Annotated in this window: 16 protein-coding genes and 1 pseudogene; 8 read left to right on the forward strand and 9 right to left on the reverse strand. The window is 70.7% G+C overall.

Annotation, left to right across the window (positions count from 1 at the left end; translation table 11 throughout):
* Positions 1-68: 68 nt before the first annotated feature.
* The 5 genes from adh to mftE form a co-directional block, all read right to left on the reverse strand.
* Positions 69-1,592 carry an aldehyde dehydrogenase gene (gene adh, locus LZP97_RS12375; RefSeq protein ID WP_010591928.1) on the reverse strand — a complete coding sequence of 508 codons (1,524 nt, stop codon included), beginning with the start codon at positions 1,590-1,592 and terminating at the stop codon, positions 69-71.
* Between the two features lie 100 nt (positions 1,593-1,692).
* Positions 1,693-2,994, reverse strand: a complete 1,302-nt coding sequence (locus tag LZP97_RS12380) for a helix-turn-helix domain-containing protein (protein ID WP_010591929.1) — start codon at positions 2,992-2,994, stop codon at positions 1,693-1,695.
* Positions 2,995-3,043: 49 nt separating this feature from the next.
* A complete protein-coding gene (mftG, locus tag LZP97_RS12385) occupies positions 3,044-4,519 on the reverse strand; it encodes a mycofactocin dehydrogenase MftG (RefSeq protein WP_017679982.1) in 1,476 nt (491 codons plus the stop codon).
* Between the two features lie 17 nt (positions 4,520-4,536).
* Positions 4,537-5,925: a mycofactocin biosynthesis glycosyltransferase MftF gene (gene mftF, locus LZP97_RS12390; RefSeq protein ID WP_010591931.1), complete on the reverse strand. Its 1,389-nt coding sequence runs from the start codon at positions 5,923-5,925 to the stop codon at positions 4,537-4,539.
* Positions 5,922-6,608: a mycofactocin biosynthesis peptidyl-dipeptidase MftE gene (mftE, locus tag LZP97_RS12395; RefSeq protein WP_010591932.1), complete on the reverse strand. Its 687-nt coding sequence runs from the start codon at positions 6,606-6,608 to the stop codon at positions 5,922-5,924. Before mftE ends, mftF begins: the two co-directional genes overlap by 4 nt.
* Before the next feature lie 220 nt (positions 6,609-6,828).
* Here mftE and LZP97_RS12400 point away from each other — a divergent pair, with 220 nt between their 5' ends.
* Positions 6,829-7,194, forward strand: a complete 366-nt coding sequence (locus LZP97_RS12400; RefSeq protein WP_010591933.1) for a dihydrofolate reductase family protein — start codon at positions 6,829-6,831, stop codon at positions 7,192-7,194.
* 5 nt (positions 7,195-7,199) lie between these two features.
* Here LZP97_RS12400 and LZP97_RS12405 read toward each other — a convergent pair whose 3' ends face one another.
* Positions 7,200-8,201: an endonuclease/exonuclease/phosphatase family protein gene (locus tag LZP97_RS12405; RefSeq protein WP_010591934.1), complete on the reverse strand. Its 1,002-nt coding sequence runs from the start codon at positions 8,199-8,201 to the stop codon at positions 7,200-7,202.
* 162 nt (positions 8,202-8,363) lie between these two features.
* Here LZP97_RS12405 and LZP97_RS12410 point away from each other — a divergent pair, with 162 nt between their 5' ends.
* Complete coding sequence (locus tag LZP97_RS12410) at positions 8,364-8,708, forward strand: YciI family protein (protein WP_010591935.1); 345 nt, start codon at positions 8,364-8,366, stop codon at positions 8,706-8,708.
* A complete protein-coding gene (locus LZP97_RS12415) occupies positions 8,705-9,976 on the forward strand; it encodes an RNA polymerase sigma factor (RefSeq protein ID WP_017679983.1) in 1,272 nt (423 codons plus the stop codon). The genes LZP97_RS12410 and LZP97_RS12415 overlap by 4 nt, the downstream gene beginning before the upstream one ends.
* 67 nt (positions 9,977-10,043) lie before the next feature.
* On the opposite strand, the gene LZP97_RS12420 is transcribed toward LZP97_RS12415, so the two are convergent.
* Positions 10,044-10,832 (reverse strand): hypothetical protein, encoded by a 789-nt coding sequence (locus tag LZP97_RS12420; protein WP_048773914.1) that lies wholly within the window; start codon positions 10,830-10,832, stop codon positions 10,044-10,046.
* 32 nt (positions 10,833-10,864) lie between these two features.
* On the opposite strand from LZP97_RS12420, the gene LZP97_RS12425 reads away from it, so the two are divergent.
* The gene (locus LZP97_RS12425; RefSeq protein ID WP_048773916.1) at positions 10,865-11,860 is read left to right on the forward strand and encodes a GNAT family N-acetyltransferase; all 996 of its coding nucleotides are present in this window, start codon (positions 10,865-10,867) and stop codon (positions 11,858-11,860) included.
* A 16-nt stretch (positions 11,861-11,876) separates the two neighbouring features.
* Here LZP97_RS12425 and LZP97_RS12430 read toward each other — a convergent pair whose 3' ends face one another.
* Positions 11,877-12,686 (reverse strand): alpha/beta fold hydrolase, encoded by an 810-nt coding sequence (locus LZP97_RS12430; RefSeq protein WP_234575035.1) that lies wholly within the window; start codon positions 12,684-12,686, stop codon positions 11,877-11,879.
* Positions 12,687-12,750: 64 nt separating this feature from the next.
* Here LZP97_RS12430 and LZP97_RS12435 point away from each other — a divergent pair, with 64 nt between their 5' ends.
* A complete protein-coding gene (locus tag LZP97_RS12435; protein ID WP_234575036.1) occupies positions 12,751-13,374 on the forward strand; it encodes a TetR/AcrR family transcriptional regulator in 624 nt (207 codons plus the stop codon).
* Between the two features lie 250 nt (positions 13,375-13,624).
* Positions 13,625-14,140: pseudogene (locus LZP97_RS12440) on the forward strand (IS1634 family transposase); the annotation flags it as partial.
* Between the two features lie 19 nt (positions 14,141-14,159).
* On the opposite strand, the gene LZP97_RS12445 reads toward LZP97_RS12440, so the two are convergent.
* On the reverse strand, positions 14,160-14,873 hold the full coding sequence (locus tag LZP97_RS12445) for a hypothetical protein (protein ID WP_048773922.1): 714 nt from the start codon (positions 14,871-14,873) through the stop codon (positions 14,160-14,162).
* A gap of 559 nt (positions 14,874-15,432) precedes the next feature.
* Here LZP97_RS12445 and LZP97_RS12450 point away from each other — a divergent pair.
* Both LZP97_RS12450 and LZP97_RS12455 read left to right on the forward strand, forming a co-directional pair.
* Positions 15,433-16,401: a hypothetical protein gene (locus LZP97_RS12450; protein WP_152693036.1), complete on the forward strand. Its 969-nt coding sequence runs from the start codon at positions 15,433-15,435 to the stop codon at positions 16,399-16,401.
* A 21-nt stretch (positions 16,402-16,422) separates the two neighbouring features.
* Positions 16,423-17,262, forward strand: coding sequence for an ATP-dependent DNA ligase (locus LZP97_RS12455; RefSeq protein WP_234575038.1), 840 nt, complete (start codon positions 16,423-16,425; stop codon positions 17,260-17,262).
* Positions 17,263-17,380 lie beyond the last annotated feature (118 nt).

Consider the following 17,380-nt stretch of genomic DNA (forward strand, 5'->3'; position numbering starts at 1 on the left):
GGGTAGGGCGGAATGGGAACGGCGCCTGCCACGTCGCACGGGGGTGACGTGACAGGCGCCGGGTCTGATCAGAAGAAGCCCTGGGCCTTCGGGGCGTAGGACACCAGGAGGTTCTTCGTCTGCTGGTAGTGATCGAGCATCATGTGGTGGTTCTCGCGCCCGATGCCGGACTGCTTGTAGCCGCCGAACGCCGCGTGCGCCGGGTACTGGTGGTAGGTGTTGGTCCACACCCGGCCGGCCTGGATCGCGCGACCGGCCCGGTAGGCGACCCCGCCGTCGCGGGACCAGACGCCGGCGCCGAGGCCGTAGAGGGTGTCGTTGGCGATGGAGATGGCGTCGTCGAAGTCCCGGAAGGAGGTCACCGAGACCACCGGTCCGAAGATCTCCTCCTGGAAGATGCGCATCTTGTTGTGGCCGCTGAACACCGTCGGCTGGACGTAGAAGCCGCCGGACAGGTCGCCGCCGAGGTCGGCGCGCTCGCCACCGGTGATCACATGGGCGCCTTCGCTCTTGCCGATCTCGATGTAGGACAGGATCTTCTCGAGCTGGTCGTTCGACGCCTGCGCACCGATCATCGTGTCGGTGTCGAGCGGATCACCCTGGCGCACGGCCTTCGTGCGCACCGCGGCCAGCGACAGGAAGTCGTCGAAGATGTCCTGCTGGATCAGCGAGCGCGAGGGGCAGGTGCACACCTCGCCCTGGTTGAGAGCGAACATCGTGAAGCCCTCGAGTGCCTTGTCCTGGTAGTCGTCGTTGGCCGAGAGCACGTCGGAGAAGAAGATGTTCGGGCTCTTGCCGCCGAGCTCGAGGGTGACCGGGATCAGGTTCTGCGAGGCGTACTGCATGATCAGGCGGCCGGTGGTGGTCTCGCCGGTGAACGCGATCTTGCGGATCCGCGGGCTCGACGCCAGCGGCTTGCCGGCCTCGACGCCGAAGCCGTTGACGATGTTGACCACGCCCGGAGGCAGCAGGTCGCCGATCACGGAGATGAGGTGCAGGATCGAGGCGGGCGTCTGCTCGGCCGGCTTGAGGACGACGGCGTTGCCGGCGGCCAGGGCGGGGGCAAGCTTCCACACCGCCATCAGGATCGGGAAGTTCCACGGAATGATCTGGCCGACGACGCCGAGCGGCTCGTGGAAGTGGTAGGCGACGGTCTCGGAGTCGATCTCGGAGATCGAGCCCTCCTGCGCACGGATCGCGCCCGCGAAGTAGCGGAAGTGGTCGATCGCGAGCGGAATGTCGGCGTTGAGGGTCTCGCGGATCGGCTTGCCGTTGTCCCAGGTCTCGGCGAGGGCGATCGACTCGAGGTTCTCCTCGATACGGTCGGCGATCTTGTTGAGCAGGATGGACCGCTCGGCGACGGAGGTCTTGCCCCAGGCCGGCGCCGCGGCGTGGGCGGCGTCGAGGGCCAGCTCGATGTCCTCCTCGGTGGACCGGGCCACCTCGGTGAACGGCTGTCCCGTGACCGGGGTGACGTTCTCGAAGTACTGACCCTTCACAGGCGGTACCCACTGGCCGCCGATCCAGTTGTCGTAGCGGGACTGGAAGGACATCAGGGCGTCGGGCGAGCCGGGACGGGCGTACACGGTCATCGGTGTTCACTCCTCGGATGGTCTGACACACCCCATGCGGGGCGTGTGATCCGGAACACTACGAACCGGTGGGTTGCAACTACGTTGCGTAGCTGCAACCTCAGATGCCGAGCTGGCGGTCCAACAGCTCGATCCGGGCCCTGACCTGGGCGAACAGCGTCGAGTGCGGATCGAGGGTGGTCAGGTACGCCTCCCAGGCGGCGATGTCGTCGCGCCCGTGCACCGATGCCGTCCACCGCGCGAGCAACTGGGCGTCGCCGGCGCGGAGGAGCGCCGCCTGCACCCGGGCGCGCAGTTCGTCCCGGATCTCCTCGACGCCGGGCGCGACCGATCCGGGCAGCACCGGCCCGGCGTACAGGCGCACCGCCGTCGCCACGTCACCGCGGTCGAGCGCACCGCGGACCTCCGCGACGTCGGTGACGAGTTCGCCGAGGAGCCGGTACGGGCGAGAACCGAGTCCCTCGGATCCGAAAACCTTTCGCAGCCGCGACATCTCGGCACGAATGGTGACGGAGTCGAGCTCGGACTCGTCGAGCAGCACCGCAAGCCGGTCCGAGCTCAGACCCTCGGGATGCTCGGCGAGCAGCAGCAGGATCTCGGCGTGCCGCTGCGACAGCGGGATCCGCTCGCCGTCGCGGTGCAACGTGGGCCGTCCGGAACCGAACGTGTCGAGGCTCGTGCGAGCGGACGACAACAGCCGCGGCGAGCTGAGCAGGTGCAGCCGCAGTTCCGACTCGGCGGCGGCGACCGTGGCCCGCACGAGTTGCAACACCTCCGGCGCGGCGACGCGCAGACCGCCGGTGATGTCGATGGCGCCGAGGATCCGGCCGGTGCTCGGGTCGTGCACCGGCGCGGCCGAGCAACTCCACTCGTGCACGGTGCGGTTGAAGTGCTCGGCGGCGACGATCTGGACCGAGTGGTCGACGGCGAGAGCGGTGCCGGGCGCGTTGGTGCCCACCCGCTCCTCACTCCAGTCGGCGCCCTCGACGAAGCTCATCGACAGCGCCCGGTCCCGGGCCGCATGGTCGCCTTCGACCCACAGCAACCGGCCCTGTTCGTCGCTGATCGCGACGAGCAGCCCGCTGTCGGCGGCGTCCTCCACCAGCAGCTTGCGCACGACGGGACGGATCAGCGCCATCGGATGCCCGGCCCGGTACCGCTCGAGGTCCAGGCCGGTGAGCAGGCTCGGCTGTTCGACGGCGTCGGGACTGATCCCGTTGCGGCGGCTGCGCAGCCAGGATTCGCGGACCACCGACCGCACGGAGGCCGGCACGACCGACGTGTCGGCCGCGTCGAGGAACGAACTGTGCGCCGACGACACCCGTTGCGCCAGCTGCGACGGATCGTCACCGGGCCGCAGCGCCACCCACGGGTTGGCCGAGCCGGATCGTTCGTCGGTCATGCGGTGCTGCTCATCTGCCGGTTCCTCCTCCAGACAACTGTAACCCGAGTCACAAGCCCGCCCCCGTGCCCACCCGCTCCGCCAGCATCACCGCCGTCGCGTGCGGGCCGCGGCCGGGCACCTGCGGGAACACGGACGTGTCCACGACGCTCAGTCCCTCGGTGGCGTGCACCCGGCACCGGTCGTCGACGACCGCCGCCTCGTCGGTGCCCATCCGGCAGCTCCCGGACAGGTGCAGCGACGTCCCGAGGTGTTGTTCGAGCCAGGCGTCGCCGGGGTCGAACGCGTCGGGATCGACCCCGGTCCGGTCCACGACGTCCGGCATCGCCGCGAGCAGATGCGCGGCGTGCGCGACCCCGTCGCGCAGGTCGGCACGGTCGCCCGGGTCCTCGAGGTAGCGGTAGTCCAGCAGCGGCGGCCGCGTCGGATCGGCCGGGTCGAGGCGGATCGTGCCGCGGCTGCGGGGACGGGTGAGCACCACACCCAGAACGGGGTCCGCGACGCCGCTTCCGGGGACGGACGCGGCGAACGGTGCGGTGTAGGGGCGCATCTCGAGATTGCCGGTGTGCAGGACGACCTGCAGGACCGGGGCCGGTCCGGGTTGCGGGGCGCGGTACCGGTAGGGGACGGCGATCTCCGGGTGGTCGGTGAAGCCCGTCCCGACCCCGGGGAGCTCGATCCGCGGGGTGACGCCCAGGCGGGTCAGCTCGGCGCCGGCGCCGATGCCGGAGAGCATGAGCAGCTGCGGGGAGCCGATCGCACCGGCGGCGAGCACGACGTGGCCGGCGCCGACGGTCTCGCCGTCCTCGGTCTCGACGCCGACCGCGCGCGACCCCGAGAGCACGACCCGGCGCACGCGGGTTCCCGTGCGCACGGTCAGGTTCGGCCGGGTCAGTGCGGGCAGCAGGTACGCGTGGGCCGGACCGACGCGCATCCCGTCGCGGATGTTGAGCGGGACGGGGCCCACCCCGTCCGGTCCGGGCGCGTTGAGGTCGGCGATCCGGCGATGTCCGGCGGCGAGGGCCGCGTCGTGGAATGCGGCACCGACCGGGTGCAGCCGCTCCCACGGCGTACGGGCGACGGGCACGGGACCGGACGTCCCGTGCCAGCGACGGTGCACACCCGTCCCGGCGTCGGCATCGGTCTCGGTGGCGCGGAAATGCGGCAGCACCCGATCGAACGACCAGGACGGCGGCCAGGCCTCGAAGTCGTCCGGGCGGGCCCGCACGAAGTACGCCCCGTTGACCGCGCCGGAGCCGCCCAGCAGCCGGCCGCGGGCGACGACGGACGGGCGACGTCGGGTCAGCCGGACCGGGTAGGCGCAGGTCCACGGGCTGTCCGGACCGACCGGCAGGACGGTCGCGTCGAGCACCGCGGACGGGGTGTCCGCGATGGAGCGGTAGCCGGGGCCGGCCTCGAGCAGCAGGACCGTCCGGTCGGGATCCTCGCTGAGCCGGGCGGCCAGCACGCAGCCGCAACTGCCACCCCCCACGACGACGACGTCGGCGTGCGCCGGCGCGGCCACGGGCGCGACTACCCCGCTCAACCCTGGATGCGGGGCGCGAGCGCCGCCGCATCCCGGGCGACGACCGCACCCCACCACAGTCCGGCGCCGTAGGCGATGTCGTCGAGACGCTTGTAGAACACGTAGCGCAGGGGGTCGAGGCCGCCGTCCTCGCGGTGGCCGTACCAGTCCCACAGCCCCTCGGCGACGGCGAAGCCGAGGACCGCGCGACGCACTCTCGGCGAGACCACGGCGGCGACGAACGTGATCGGCCAGTAGTGCCGGCACAGCGCGGAGGCGACCTGCCACAGTCCGCCGGCGAAGCTCTGCGCGGTGAGCACCGCCGCGATCCGGGTCGGCTGGTCGAGTTCGGCGAACATCCGGCGCAGCCGGAGCATCGTCACCGACAGCGACGCGACCGCGCCGACCGCCCCGAGGCGGGTGCGGCTCGCGGCGGCCACGCACGCGAACAGCATCGACCCGGACATCGACATCGTCGGTACCGAACCGCGGTGGCGGCTCGCGAGCGGTGCCGCACCGGTGCCGTAGAAGGCCTTGCGGGTGAACCACTTCCGGAACCCCACGCGGTGATCGTGCGCCACGTGCGCGACGGGTTCGTAGCGCAGCCGCCAGCCGGCCTCCTGCAGCCGCCAGCACAGGTCGACGTCCTCGGCGACGTGCATGGTCTCGTCGAATCCGCCGGTCGCGGTGAGCACGTCGCGACGGACGATGATCGCGGCGCTCGGCACGTACGCGACCGGGCTGCCGGACTTGACGGCGGCCTCGCGGCGGCCGAGATCGAGCGACGAGCGCGCGTGTTCGTAGCGTCCCAGGGCGCCCCTGTCGGGTTCGAGCGCGACGACGCGCGGCGCGACGAGCGCCACCGCCGGGTCGGAGAAGTGCCCGAGCATCACCTCGAGCCAGCCCTTGCGCGGCACCACGTCCGAGTCGAGGAAGGCGACGAACGGCGTCGTGGCGGCGCGCAGGCCGGTGTTGCGGGCCGCGGCCGGGCCGCGGGACCGCTCGTGCCGCAGCACCCGGAGCGAGTCCCTGGCCGGGGCGGACAACGGAACGTCCGAGCCGTCGTCGACGACGATCACCGTCAGGCCCTCGACGGCGGCCAGCAGGCGCTCGAGCCCGGCCGGGTTGTTCTTCACGGGAATCACGACGGTGACGTCGGAGGTGGCGGGCAACGCGGTGGGACGGGGGTTTCCGACGCCGGAGTCGAGCAGGCGTCGCGCCACGACGGCGGTCTGCGAGTCGACGACCTTCACGTAGCCGTCACCGATCATCGCCGCGGCCGCGGGGGCGAGCTTGAGCATGCGCGTGGGTGAACCGCCGATGAGCACGCGACCGTCGGAGTAGGCGCGCACCCGCGGATCGATACGGACGCCGAATCCGTCGGGCAGTCGGGCCGTGCTCGTCAACGGAGTCTTCCTTTCGCATCCGGCTCCCACCGGGTCGTCTGTGCCGCCGCTCGATCGACGATGTCGGCGAACCATCGTGCCCCCTGCGCTGCGCTCGCGGGCGTCGGATCCCCCAGCACGCCGTTCGCGGACACGGCGACGATACCGCCCGTGCGCATTCGTGGCATCAGGTCGGCGAGGGTGCCGGTGTTTCCCTTCTCGGCGCGGGCGGTGTCCACCACGTGCGGATCCAGATGCAGCAGCAGGCTGGTTTCGGTGACGCCGGCATGGGCGTCGCCGCCGGGCACGGCGAACGGCAGCCACGCCGCGTCGCGGCCCTCGTACCGGAGCCGGGACACCGCTCTGGTCAGTGCGGGCACGTTGCCGCCGTGCCAGTTGACGAACAGCAGGCGCGCGGCCCACCGGCACACCGAACGTCCGTATTCGACGAAGACGGTCTCCATCGCGTCGGCGCCGAGCGAGACGGTGCCGGGGAAGCCCTCGTGCTCGCCGCTGGCCCCGTACTCGAGGGCCGGCGCGACGAGCACACCCGGCAGGGCTGCCGTCAGCGCCCGGGCGATCCGGGTGTCGGTGTCGAGCGGAAGATGCGGCCCGTGCTGTTCGAGCGCGCCGACGGGAACCGCGACCGTCGCGCGGCCCGGTTCGATGTCGGGCCAGTAGGCGGTGGCGAGGTCGCGGGTCACCGGTCCGATGGTAGGGGTGTGCCCTTCGGGTCGCCGTCGGCAGTGGCGAGTGCATGCTCGACCCGAGCCGGCACCCGCTGCCGGTGGACGCGCTGAGCAGCGCGTTCGTCCGGCCGGCGCGACGGTCCCCGTGGACGCGGAGCACGGTGCCGCGACGAGTTCTCGCCCGTTCGGCGGTCGGTACGGACAGAATCGAGACGCCGCGAGCGGAAGGTGAGCCATGAGCAAGCTGCTGTACTCGGCCACGATGTCGATCGACGGATTCATCGCCGGCCCCGGCGACGACATGTCGTGGCTGGTGCCGTACCTGGGGCCGGATCCGGCGATCGACGAACTCGTCGGCGAGATCGGTGCGCTCCTCGTCGGCAACCGCACCTTCCGCGGCGACGACCCGCACAAGGGCACACCCACCGAGGGCGAGGCGTTCGGTGGCGGCTGGAGCGGACCGCAGTTCGTGCTCACCCACCGCCCGCCGGCCGAGCCGGTTCCGGGGGTGACGTTCGTCGGCGACCCGCTCGCGCTGGAACGTCTCGGCACCACCCAGGGCCCCGTGGCGACGGACATCCGGCTGCGGGTCGTGCGGTGAGATTGCTATTCGCCGTCGCCGGAACTCTCGTCCCCGGCCGGCGGCGGGAGCCGGACGACGGCGACGAGGCCGTGATGATCGGAGCCGGGGAGCTCGATCCGGTCGAGGGAGATCGCCGTGGCGCCCCGGGTGAGGATGTGATCGATCCCGACGACGGCCGGATAGCGGCGGTCCGCCGGATACGTCGGCACGAGCCCGCCGCCGACCCGGTCCGCGGCGTGCACGTACCCGGAGTCGAGGAGGTCGCGGAAGCGGGTGTGCGAGTACGTCGCGTTGAAGTCCCCGCTGACCACGACCGGGGCCGGGCCGGTCACCGACTCGAGTTCCTCGTCCAGGCGTTCGAGCTCGGCCGCCCACGCCGGAGCCGGTGTCAGGTACGGGGGCGCGGGATGCACGGCGTACAGGATCAGCGGCCGCCCGGGGCCGGTGTCCAGGGTCGCGGCCAGGTTCGTCGGCCCGAACCCGTCGAGCGTGCGGCCGGCCGAGACGGGGAACCGGCTGTAGATCCCGGCGCCCGCACCGCCGGTCGGCGTCGGGGCCAGGAAGCGGTGCGGAAGCAGGTCGTCGAGTCCCGCGACCCGCAGCGCGGCCACCGCGTCCTCGGTCAGTTCCTGCACGGTCAGGACGTCGACCCGCCGCTCGCGCACCGTCCGGACCAGCGCATCCGGGTCGGCCTGCCCGACCATCAGATTGGCCTGCATCACGTGGATCGTGGGACCGGAAGTCGAGGCCGGCCGGTCGTCCCGGACACCCGGTACGTACAACGGTCCCAGGGTCCAGGCTCCGGCGGCGACGACCGCGAGCGCCGAGGCCAGCAGAACCGGGCGCCGGGCGAGGGCGGCGACGACCGCACCCGCCACCGTCCCGAGCAGCAGGTACGGGCCGAGCGACGCCCAGGCGATCACGGCGTTGCTCGCCACGTCCGTCGCGGAGGCCACCAGCGCGGTGAGCCCGAGCACCGTCGCGGCGATCGAGACGAGGGCGGCGAGCCGTCGCGGCACGCTCATGAATGCCTCCTCACCCCGGCTGCATGCCTCCGCGCGACACCCGGCGCGGCCGTAGTCCGGAACGAACCGGCGGCTCCTGTCGATCCGACCCGGTTCCGTTCGTCGTCATGTCGTACGGCAACCCTGCCGTGCAGGACACCCACCCTACGAGAAGGGCTCGATATGAAGTACATGATGCTGATCAACGCCGCATCGGCCGAGGCCGGCGACCAGTGCACCGTCGAGGAGTGGATGGTCTTCGACAAGGAGATCCAGGAGGCGGGAGTCGTCGTCGCCTCGGAATCGCTCGCCGACCTGACCACCGCCACGACCGTGCGGGTCGGTCCCGACGGGGCGCGATCCGTCACCACGGACGGGCCGTTCGCCGAGACGCGCGAGGTTCTCGGCGGCTTCTACGTCGTCGACGTGCCCGACCTCGACGTCGCGCTGGACTGGGCGGCCCGCTGCCCCGGAGCGCGCGGCGGTGGATCCGTGGTGGTGCGGCCGATCGCCGACTTCGGGCAGTGACCGCGACGGACGGGCCGGGCGCCGGCGCGCGGGTCGACGCAGCCGTCGAAGCGGTGTTCCGGGAGGAGCGGGGGCGGTTGCTCGCCGCCCTCGTGCACCGCTTCGGCGACCTCGACCTGGCCGAGGACGTGGCCGGCGAGGCGATCGAAGCGGCGCTGGTGCACTGGCCCGTCCGGGGCGTGCCGGTCAAGCCGGGGGCCTGGTTGCTGACGACGGCGCGGCGCAAGGCCGTCGACCGGCTCCGGCGGGATCAGGCCTACGCCGCCCGGCTGGCCGTCCTGCAGGTGGATTCGGATCGGGCGGACCACTCTCCCACCCCCGTGGCCGGCAGCGACGTGCCCGACGAGCGCCTGCAGCTGTACTTCACCTGCGCTCACCCGGCGCTGGCGACCGAGGACCGGGTGGCGCTGACCCTGCGGTGCCTGGCCGGGCTCGGGACGCCCGAGGTGGCGCGGGCCTTCCTGGTCCCCACCGCGACGATGGCGCAGCGGATCGTGCGGGCGAAGAAGAAGATCCGGCAGGCCCGCATTCCGTTCCGGATGCCCGAGCGGGACGAACTGCCGGAGCGGTTGCCAGGCGTACTGCAGGTGCTGTACTCGATCTTCACCGAGGGATACGCCGCGAGTTCCGGGCCGGACCTGCAGCGTCCGGACCTCGCCGACGAGGCGATCCGGCTGGCCCGGATCCTGCACCGGCTGCTGCCCGGTGAGCGGGAGGTGACCGGGCTGCTCGCCCTGATGCTGCTGACCCACGCGCGCCGCGACGCCCGGACCGGGCCGGAGGGCGAGGTGGTTCTGCTCGCGGACCAGGACCGTGCACGCTGGGACGGCGCTCTCGTCGCCGAGGGCACCGCTCTCGTGCCCGTGGCGCTGACCGGTGGCCCGCCGGGCCCGTACGGCGTGCAGGCCGCGATCGCCGCGCTGCACGACGAGGCCGCCGACGTCGCCTCCACCGACTGGCCGCAGATCGTCGCGCTCTACGACGTCCTGACCACCCTGGCGCCCTCGCCGGTCGTCGCGGTCAACCGCGCCGCGGCGGTGGCGATGCGGGACGGTCCGGAGGCCGGTCTGGTGCTGCTCGACGCCCTCGCGGACGAGCCCCGGCTGCGCGGCTACCACCCGTATCTCACGGCCCGCGGGGAGCTGCTGCGCCGGCTCGGCCGCGACGACGAGGCCGCCGTCGCCTACCGGCGGGCACTCGAGCTGGCCGGAACCGAACCCGAACGCGCGCACCTGCGCCGTCGTCTGGAGGAGACGGGCCGGTCGTGACCGGGATCGATTCGGGGTGTCGTCGCCGCATCGGCCGAGCGGCCGCACCCGTCTTTCGGCACCCGGATCAGTCGCCGAAGCCGCTGCGGGAGGCCCAGCCCGACGCGGCGAACGACCGTCGCAGGGCGGCGCGCAGGTCTGCCGCTCCGGAGAGTTCCGTCATCACGGACCGATATTCGTGCGGTCGGCGGCCCACGAGTGCCGCGAAGCCGGCGCACTCGCGCAGCAGTGTGCCGAACAGCGCCTCCTGGGTCTGCAGCGGTATCGGCGACCCACCGGGCGGCGCGAGGGTGCCCCACTTCGAGACGTACACGTCGAAGCCCACCGGCCGCGCTCCCCCGTCGATCGCGAGAATGCACTCGTCCGCGGTCACGGCGCGGCGCGTGTAGTTCGGCTCCGTCGCGTCGAGGCACGCGAGCTGGTCCCGGTCCAGCAGCGACGCGAACACCGCGGTGCGGGCCCCCGGCCGGCGGAACGCGGTCGCCGCGACGTAACCGGCCACGCTGACGTGGGCGCTGTGCCCGACCGCCATGCCCGTCACCGTCGCGCGCAGGAACGGCACGGTGGGGTCGACGTGCCCGGCCGTCAACTTGCGCGCCACCACCGCGGGACAGGCGTTGGACCCCACGGCGACGACGAGACGCCGGTCCCGGACGCCGTCGACGCCGGCCGCCCGGAGCGCGCCGTCGACGGTCCGGCTGGTACCGGCGAGCCGCAGGGTGCTCGCACCGAAGTCGGCGCGAGCACGTGCGCGGTGGTAGCCGTCGCGGGTGAGCAGGCCCGTCCCCGGCGCGGCGGGTCCGGGGTAGAGCCACGGAGCGGCCACGAAGTCCACTCCGTCGGCGACGGTACTCATGCTCCCAGTATTCCGCGCGCTAGCCTGCGGGCGTGCACATCGAACCGCGTTCCCTCGACGACGCCGCGGTGCACTCGCTCGTCGACGAGGTGCAACTCGAATACGTCCGCCGGTACGGCGGTCCCGACCACACGCTGCTGCACCCGCAGGAGTTCGATCCACCCCACGGCATCTTCCTGCTCGCGTCGCTGGACGACGTCCCGGCCGGCATCGGCGGATGGCGGGCGCGGAACTCGGCGCACCCCGGACTGCGCGACGGCGACGCCGAGATCAAGCGCATGTACGTGCGCGCGGGTCTGCGCCGACGAGGCGTGGCGCGGCGGATCCTGGCCGAGCTCGAGCGCACCGCCGCCGAGGCGGGCCGGCGCCGCATGGTGCTCGAGACCGGCACCGAGCAGCCCGAGGCGCTCGCGATGTACGCGGCGGCCGGGTACGTTCCGCTGGCCGAGCGGTTCGGTGAGTACGCCTGTTCGGACTCGTCGCTGTACTTCGCCAAGGACCTGCCGCCGCAGGACGCCGCGCACCGCATCCGCCCGGCCACCGCGGCGGACCTGCCGCTGCTGCAGGACATCGAACGTGCGGCCGGACGGGCGTTCACCGAGCTCGGCATGGACGCCGTCGCCGACGACGCGCCGCCCACGCTCGCGGAGCTGCGCGAGTACGTGACCGCCGGGCGCGTGTGGGTGGGTACCGACGGTGACGACCGCCCGGTGGCCTACCTACTCGCCGAGATCGTCGACGGCACCGCCCACGTCGCGCAGGTGTCGGTGCATCCCGAGCACGCGCGCCGTGGCCTCGGGCGGGCCCTGATCGATCACCTCGCGAGCTGGGCACGCGTTCGGGCGCTGCCCGCGCTGACGCTGACCACGTTCGCCGACGTACCGTGGAACGGGCCGTACTACCGGCGGCTCGGCTTCGAGTTCGTGCGCGACGACGACCTCGGTCCTGGTCTGCGCCGGATCCGTCGCGAGGAGACCGCCCACGGTCTGGACCGGTGGCCGCGGGCGGTGATGCGACGCGAACTGTGAACGGCGCCGGCCGAGGTCACGTGTATCCCGGCACCGACGCCGCCCAGAATCGCCGAACCAGATCCGTCGTCTCGGCGGGTGCCTCGAGCGGAACGAGGTACGCGGCGCCGTCCACGACGGCGCACGAGCCGTGCGGCACCAGGCGGCTCGCCGCGCGCGCCTGCTCCGGCGTCCACCCCTTGTGGTCACTTCCGGTGACGAAGAGGGTCGGCACGGGCAGCCGGGGCAGGCGCCCGGTCAGATCGGCGCGGTGCAGCGAGATGGAGACGACCGCGTTGCGCAGTGCCGCCCGGTCGGCGCGGACGAGGCAGTCCTCGACGAGGGCAACCGCCTCCGGATCGCGTTCCCTCGTTGCGGCGGAGAGCAATACGTTCGTCACCCCCGAGCGGATGAAGCCGACGGGGCCGAGCATCCGGTGGGCGGCGAGGAGGAATACCGTGCGTGCGCGCTCCGCCCTGTTCAGCGCCTGGACGGGCGTCCCCAGCGTCACCAGGGTCCGGCATCGCGACGCCACGTCGGTCGCAAAGACGATGCCGACGTGGCCGCCCCAGGCGTTGCCGACCCAGTCGACGGGTTCGTCGATGCCGAGTTCGTCGAGTACCGCTCCGGCCGCCGCGGCACACTCGGTGCTGGTGTAACGCCGGCCGGGATCCTCGCTCGCGCCGTGCCCCGGACCGGTGATCGACACGACCCGCCGTTCGGTCGACCACTCGTCTTCCACTCGGCCCCAAGATCTTTCGTCGACAAACAGGCTGTGCCACAGCACGGCGGGCGGGCCCTGTCCCCGCACCCGCACGGCCAGCGAGCCCACTCCGGTCGAGATCATCCGGGTCATCGTCGTCACCGCCTCCGACGCTTTGTTGACACTGTCAAGTGCTATGGTCCTCCATATGGTTGACAGTGTCAATGCGCCCCAGGGTGCGGGACGGACGAGCGAGGGCCTCGACGAACGCCTGCTCCGGACGGCGCTCGAGCAGTTGCGCGAGGAGCCCGCGGAACGACTCAGCCTGCGCCGGGTGGCACAACAGGTGGATGTGAGCCACCAGGCGCCCTACGTGCACTTCGGCACCAAGCGCCGGTTCCTCGCGGCGGTGGCCGGGACCGGACTGCAGCGAGCCGCGGCGACGGCCGCCGCCGCCGTCGAGGCCGCAGGCCCCGACCCCCTGCACCGGCTCCACGCCCTCGCCGGCGCCTATGTGCGCTTCGTGCGGGACAACCCCCACGTGCACGACCTGGCCTACGGACCCACGGTCGACAAGGCCGACCACCCACGCCTGCAGCAGGCCGCGGCCGACTACTGGGACTTGCTGCACGACACCGTCGCGGCCTGCCAACCCGCAAGCATCGACGAAGCCGACGTTCTGCGCCGGTGCGCGGCCGCATGGGGCACCGCCTACGGCATCGCGCGGTTGACCGCATTGCATCAGATTCCGGCCTCGGTCCCCGCCGACAGGGACGCGCTGCTGCACGAGGCTCTCGACATGCTCCATCGCGGATGGCAGGCCCTCGACTGACCCCCTGCCGCAGCTCGGCAGCGACCGGGGTACCCGACCGTCGCAGGTGACCGGCTTGTTCTAATTCAAATAGAACAATATGCTGGGTCCCGTGCTCATTCGACTGGACCCGAACTCGCCGGACCCGCTGTTCGTGCAGCCTGAGTTGCACCAGGTAAGTCGGTTTCCGGGGTAGTCGCGGACATTTGTGCAGGTAGCGGCGGTGCGTTGCCGGAAAGTGGCACACTAACGGCTCAGTAGACTCCGCCTCGTGGCCGCCTACATCCGCAAAGTCCGCACCGCCTCGGGAGCGACCGCGGTGCAGATCGCGGCCAAGCAGGGCCGCCGCGACAAGGTCCTCGAGCACCTCGGATCGGCCCACACCGACAGCGAACTCGCCGCCCTGCTCGAAACCGCTCGAACCAAACTGCTCGCCGGCCAACAAGAGCTCGACCTCGACCTCGGCACCACCAGCTCTGCACCGACGATCACCGGGAAACGGTCCCGCTGGTTGATCGAGGTCATCGCTGCTGCCTGGCGGCGTCTCGGCTTCGATGTCATCGACAACGACGCGTTCTTCCAGCTCGTGGCAGCCCACCTCGTCGAACCGACGTCGGTTGCGGATGCGGGCAGAGTGCTGCGGGAGATCGGGATCGCCCCGGCCCACCGCAACACCTTCGTGCGGACCCTGCAGCGATGCATCGCCCACGGGTACCGCGACGACATCGCACGACGCTGCTTCGAGCATGCCGCCACCGCGGGGGATCTGAACCTGCTGCTCTACGACCCGAGTTAGGACATTTCGCTTAAGTGTGGCGACTCAGCGTGACTCTGCACGCCGGGCCAGCCTGGAAAATGTGCTGTCGGCGCAGGTAGTGGGCGAGGATCGGAACCGCCTCGGCTCGCGAGACCACCACCACCCGGTCGTGCATCGGAAGCAGCCGGCACGCGGCGACCGGGGCTTCCGAGACCAGGATGTCGAACCCTGCATCACGGGTTACCTCTGCCACGATCGCGTAGTTCACGGCATCGGTCAGGCGGAAGTCGGTTCGGTGCTGTCGCTCGAGGTCTCGGTAGACCTGCACCGTTTCACAGGTGTGTCTCTCCGGGCTGGTTGAACCGTGCTTGGCCTGGGTCGCAGATCCGTCCGGGTGTACGTCCTCGTCGTCGATCGACCAGCTGTACTGCGGGCCTGGGTATTTGAACCGTCCCGCGTCTGCAGTGGTGTCGTGGACCTTCAGCATTCCGGCGGAGGTCGGAGCCGACGTGTCGGTCGAGGTGATCGTGCTGGTCTCGACCGAGAGCGCGAACACCCGCGGGTGCGTGATCAGCGAGTCGAAAAGCTCGATTGCGCTGCCCGTGTCGGCGGGGAAACTCTCGGTGTCCAAGAGAATTCGGATCTTCCGCGGGCTGGGGCGGTGGCTGAACAGGTCACCCTCGTCCTTGGTGGGCGATGGGTCCTGTCTCTGGGTCCTGCGGAATGGATCGTCGTCCTGGTGCAGCTCGCGGAAGATGCGCATCCGGGTATTCTGCCGTGATCATGTCGGCCGTCGGCGTCAGCTCGGTCGCGCCGGACAGCACGAAGGGCGCGCCACTACCTCTAGCGGCGCGCCCTTCGTGTGCTGTTGAGGCTGGTGCAAGCTGATCGGGCTACCGCGGTCACACGCAGCTCCGATCCCAGCCTCGGAGGACGAGCGTCGGTGGTTCGGCTCGACGTCTCCGTACAGCAGCTGCCCACCCGTCACCGCGGGCACTTCCGGTTAACTCCTCTGGGTTGGGACACATCCCCGAAGGGTTCCAACCGGGAAGACCCCCGAAGCGAAGATTCTGGGTCGGGGCACGCCCTCCGCCGGTGAGCGGAGGTCCCAACCGGGTCTCTCCTGGACATGGAGACAGTAGCAGGCCGTGACCAAGATCGTCAACTTTCGGGTTTGACACTTAAATTATTTCCGACTATTATGCCCCGATTCAATACCTTCCACAAGGGGAGACAGGTTGCTTACCTAGAGATAGGGGGTACCTTTCTATAGAGACAAAAGGATCCTTTATAGCCATAAGTAGAGAGGTCACAGGATAACGGTGGATAACAGGGAGAGGGAAACCGCAGCGACAGTGGCGGCGGGCCGTGCCTTCGTGGAGAACCTGGAGGACTTCTTCGGGACGATAGTTCTCCCTTCGCCTCGCCCTGCGGTGACGGTGTCGACGGTGTCCCTCGACATGGCGCGGCAACTTGCCGCATCTACCCGGCGGATCGACACTCCCGTGCGCAAGTCCTTCGTTCGACCCATGACCGAGGGCGCCGGGCCGATCGCACCACTCGCGCAGATCTACAGCGGGGGCCGCAGCGGGGTCGTAGCAGTGAAGCTGTACCTCGCGCTGCTGTGGCGATGCTCGACGGCTCCCTTCTCCACCGACAAACCTGCACGAGCGTGGGCCACTCTGCTCGACCTCGAGGACCCGGAGGGAAAGGGAGCGCGACGGGTGAAAGATGCAATGCGCACCCTGGAGTCTGCCCAGCTGATCTCGCTGACCGCCCAACCCGGCTACCCGAACATCGTCACACTTCGAGATGAGTCGGGATCGGGCGCCTCGTACGGGCTTCCCTCGACCGGATACAGCTTCGCGATGGCGAACAATGCGAACCCAGACCAGCGTGCTGCGCAGATGTACTTCAAGGTCCCGGGAAAGCTCTGGACTCAGGGCTACATGCAGGCGCTCAGCGGACCGGGGCTCGCCATGTTGTTGATCCTGCTCGCAGAGAAGGGTGGCGAGGGAGAAAGGGTGTGGTTCAGCACCTCAGAGTTCCCCACGCGCTACAACATCTCGGCTCAGACTCGCTCGAACGGAACGAAGGAACTCCAGAAGCTGGAGCTGCTCAGAGTGGAGCGGGAGAGTCTGTCGTCCGGGGCCCGGCCGACTGCCTTTGATACCCAGCGGCGTCGAAACGTCTACCGCCTGACTGACAGAGCGCAGAGCGAGCCAGCGGTCAAGGAAGCCAGCACCCGCAGACGGCGCCGAAAAAAGGGTAAGAAACCAGCGAATCCGTAGGCAGCCGCGCACACTCGGTGCATGCCCTCCGCGCAGACTGCGCCCCCACCGATGCTGGCCACGCTCGGCGATGTGCCCACGGGCTCTGGGTGGGCGTTCGAGTGGAAGTGGGACGGACAACGTGCGATCGCCGTCGTCCGGAGCGGTGAGTGCCGCCTGTTCAGCCGCAACGGCAACGAGGCCACCAACTCCTTCCCCGAACTCGCCGAAGTGCTCTCCGGCGCGCTCAGGGGCCGGGAAGGCATCGTGGACGGTGAGGTCGTCGCCCTCGACGAGAAGGGCCGGCCGTCATTCAGCCGGCCGCAACGCGGCATGCACGTACAGCGGCCCACCGCGCAGCTCCGCGCCGCAGCGCCGGTGTCGTTCTTCGCGTTCGACGTCCTCGAGGTCGACGGCCAGTCGACGACCGGCCTGCCCTGCCTCGAGCGCCGGGCGATGCTCACCGATCTCGTGACCCCGGGGCCGCGGGTGCAGGTTCCCCCGCACCAGACCGACGTCGACGGCCGGAAGATGCTCGACCTCGCGCGCGAACACGGACTCGAAGGTGTGGTGGCCAAACGCGTCGACTCGACCTACCGGCCCGGCCGCCGCTCCCCCGCCTGGGTCAAGACACCGCTCCGGAACAACACCGAAGCCATCGTCATCGGCTGGGTCGACGGCACCGGCACCGCCCGCGACGGGGTCGGGTCACTGCTCCTCGGCACCTACGACGATGACCACCGTCTGGTCTACATCGGCCACGTCGGAACCGGATTCACCACCGCTGGCCGCCGAGCACTCCGGCAGCAGCTCGCCCGGATCGAGCGCCCCACCAGACACCCGACGAGGTCGACATGCCGGGCCAGCACTGAGCCGCATTGAGAGCGGTCCAACGCTCAGCCCATACAGCTGACAGTCCGCGAGATAGCTCATGAAATGCGTAAATTACACGTCCCCTCGTCGAGTGAGCCCTGTCGTGTCCGCTCATCCTTGCCCTGCT

This window comes from Rhodococcus sp. DMF-1 (assembly GCF_021441945.1).
In the GTDB taxonomy this organism is placed as follows: Bacteria; Actinomycetota; Actinomycetes; order Mycobacteriales; family Mycobacteriaceae; genus Rhodococcus; species Rhodococcus ruber.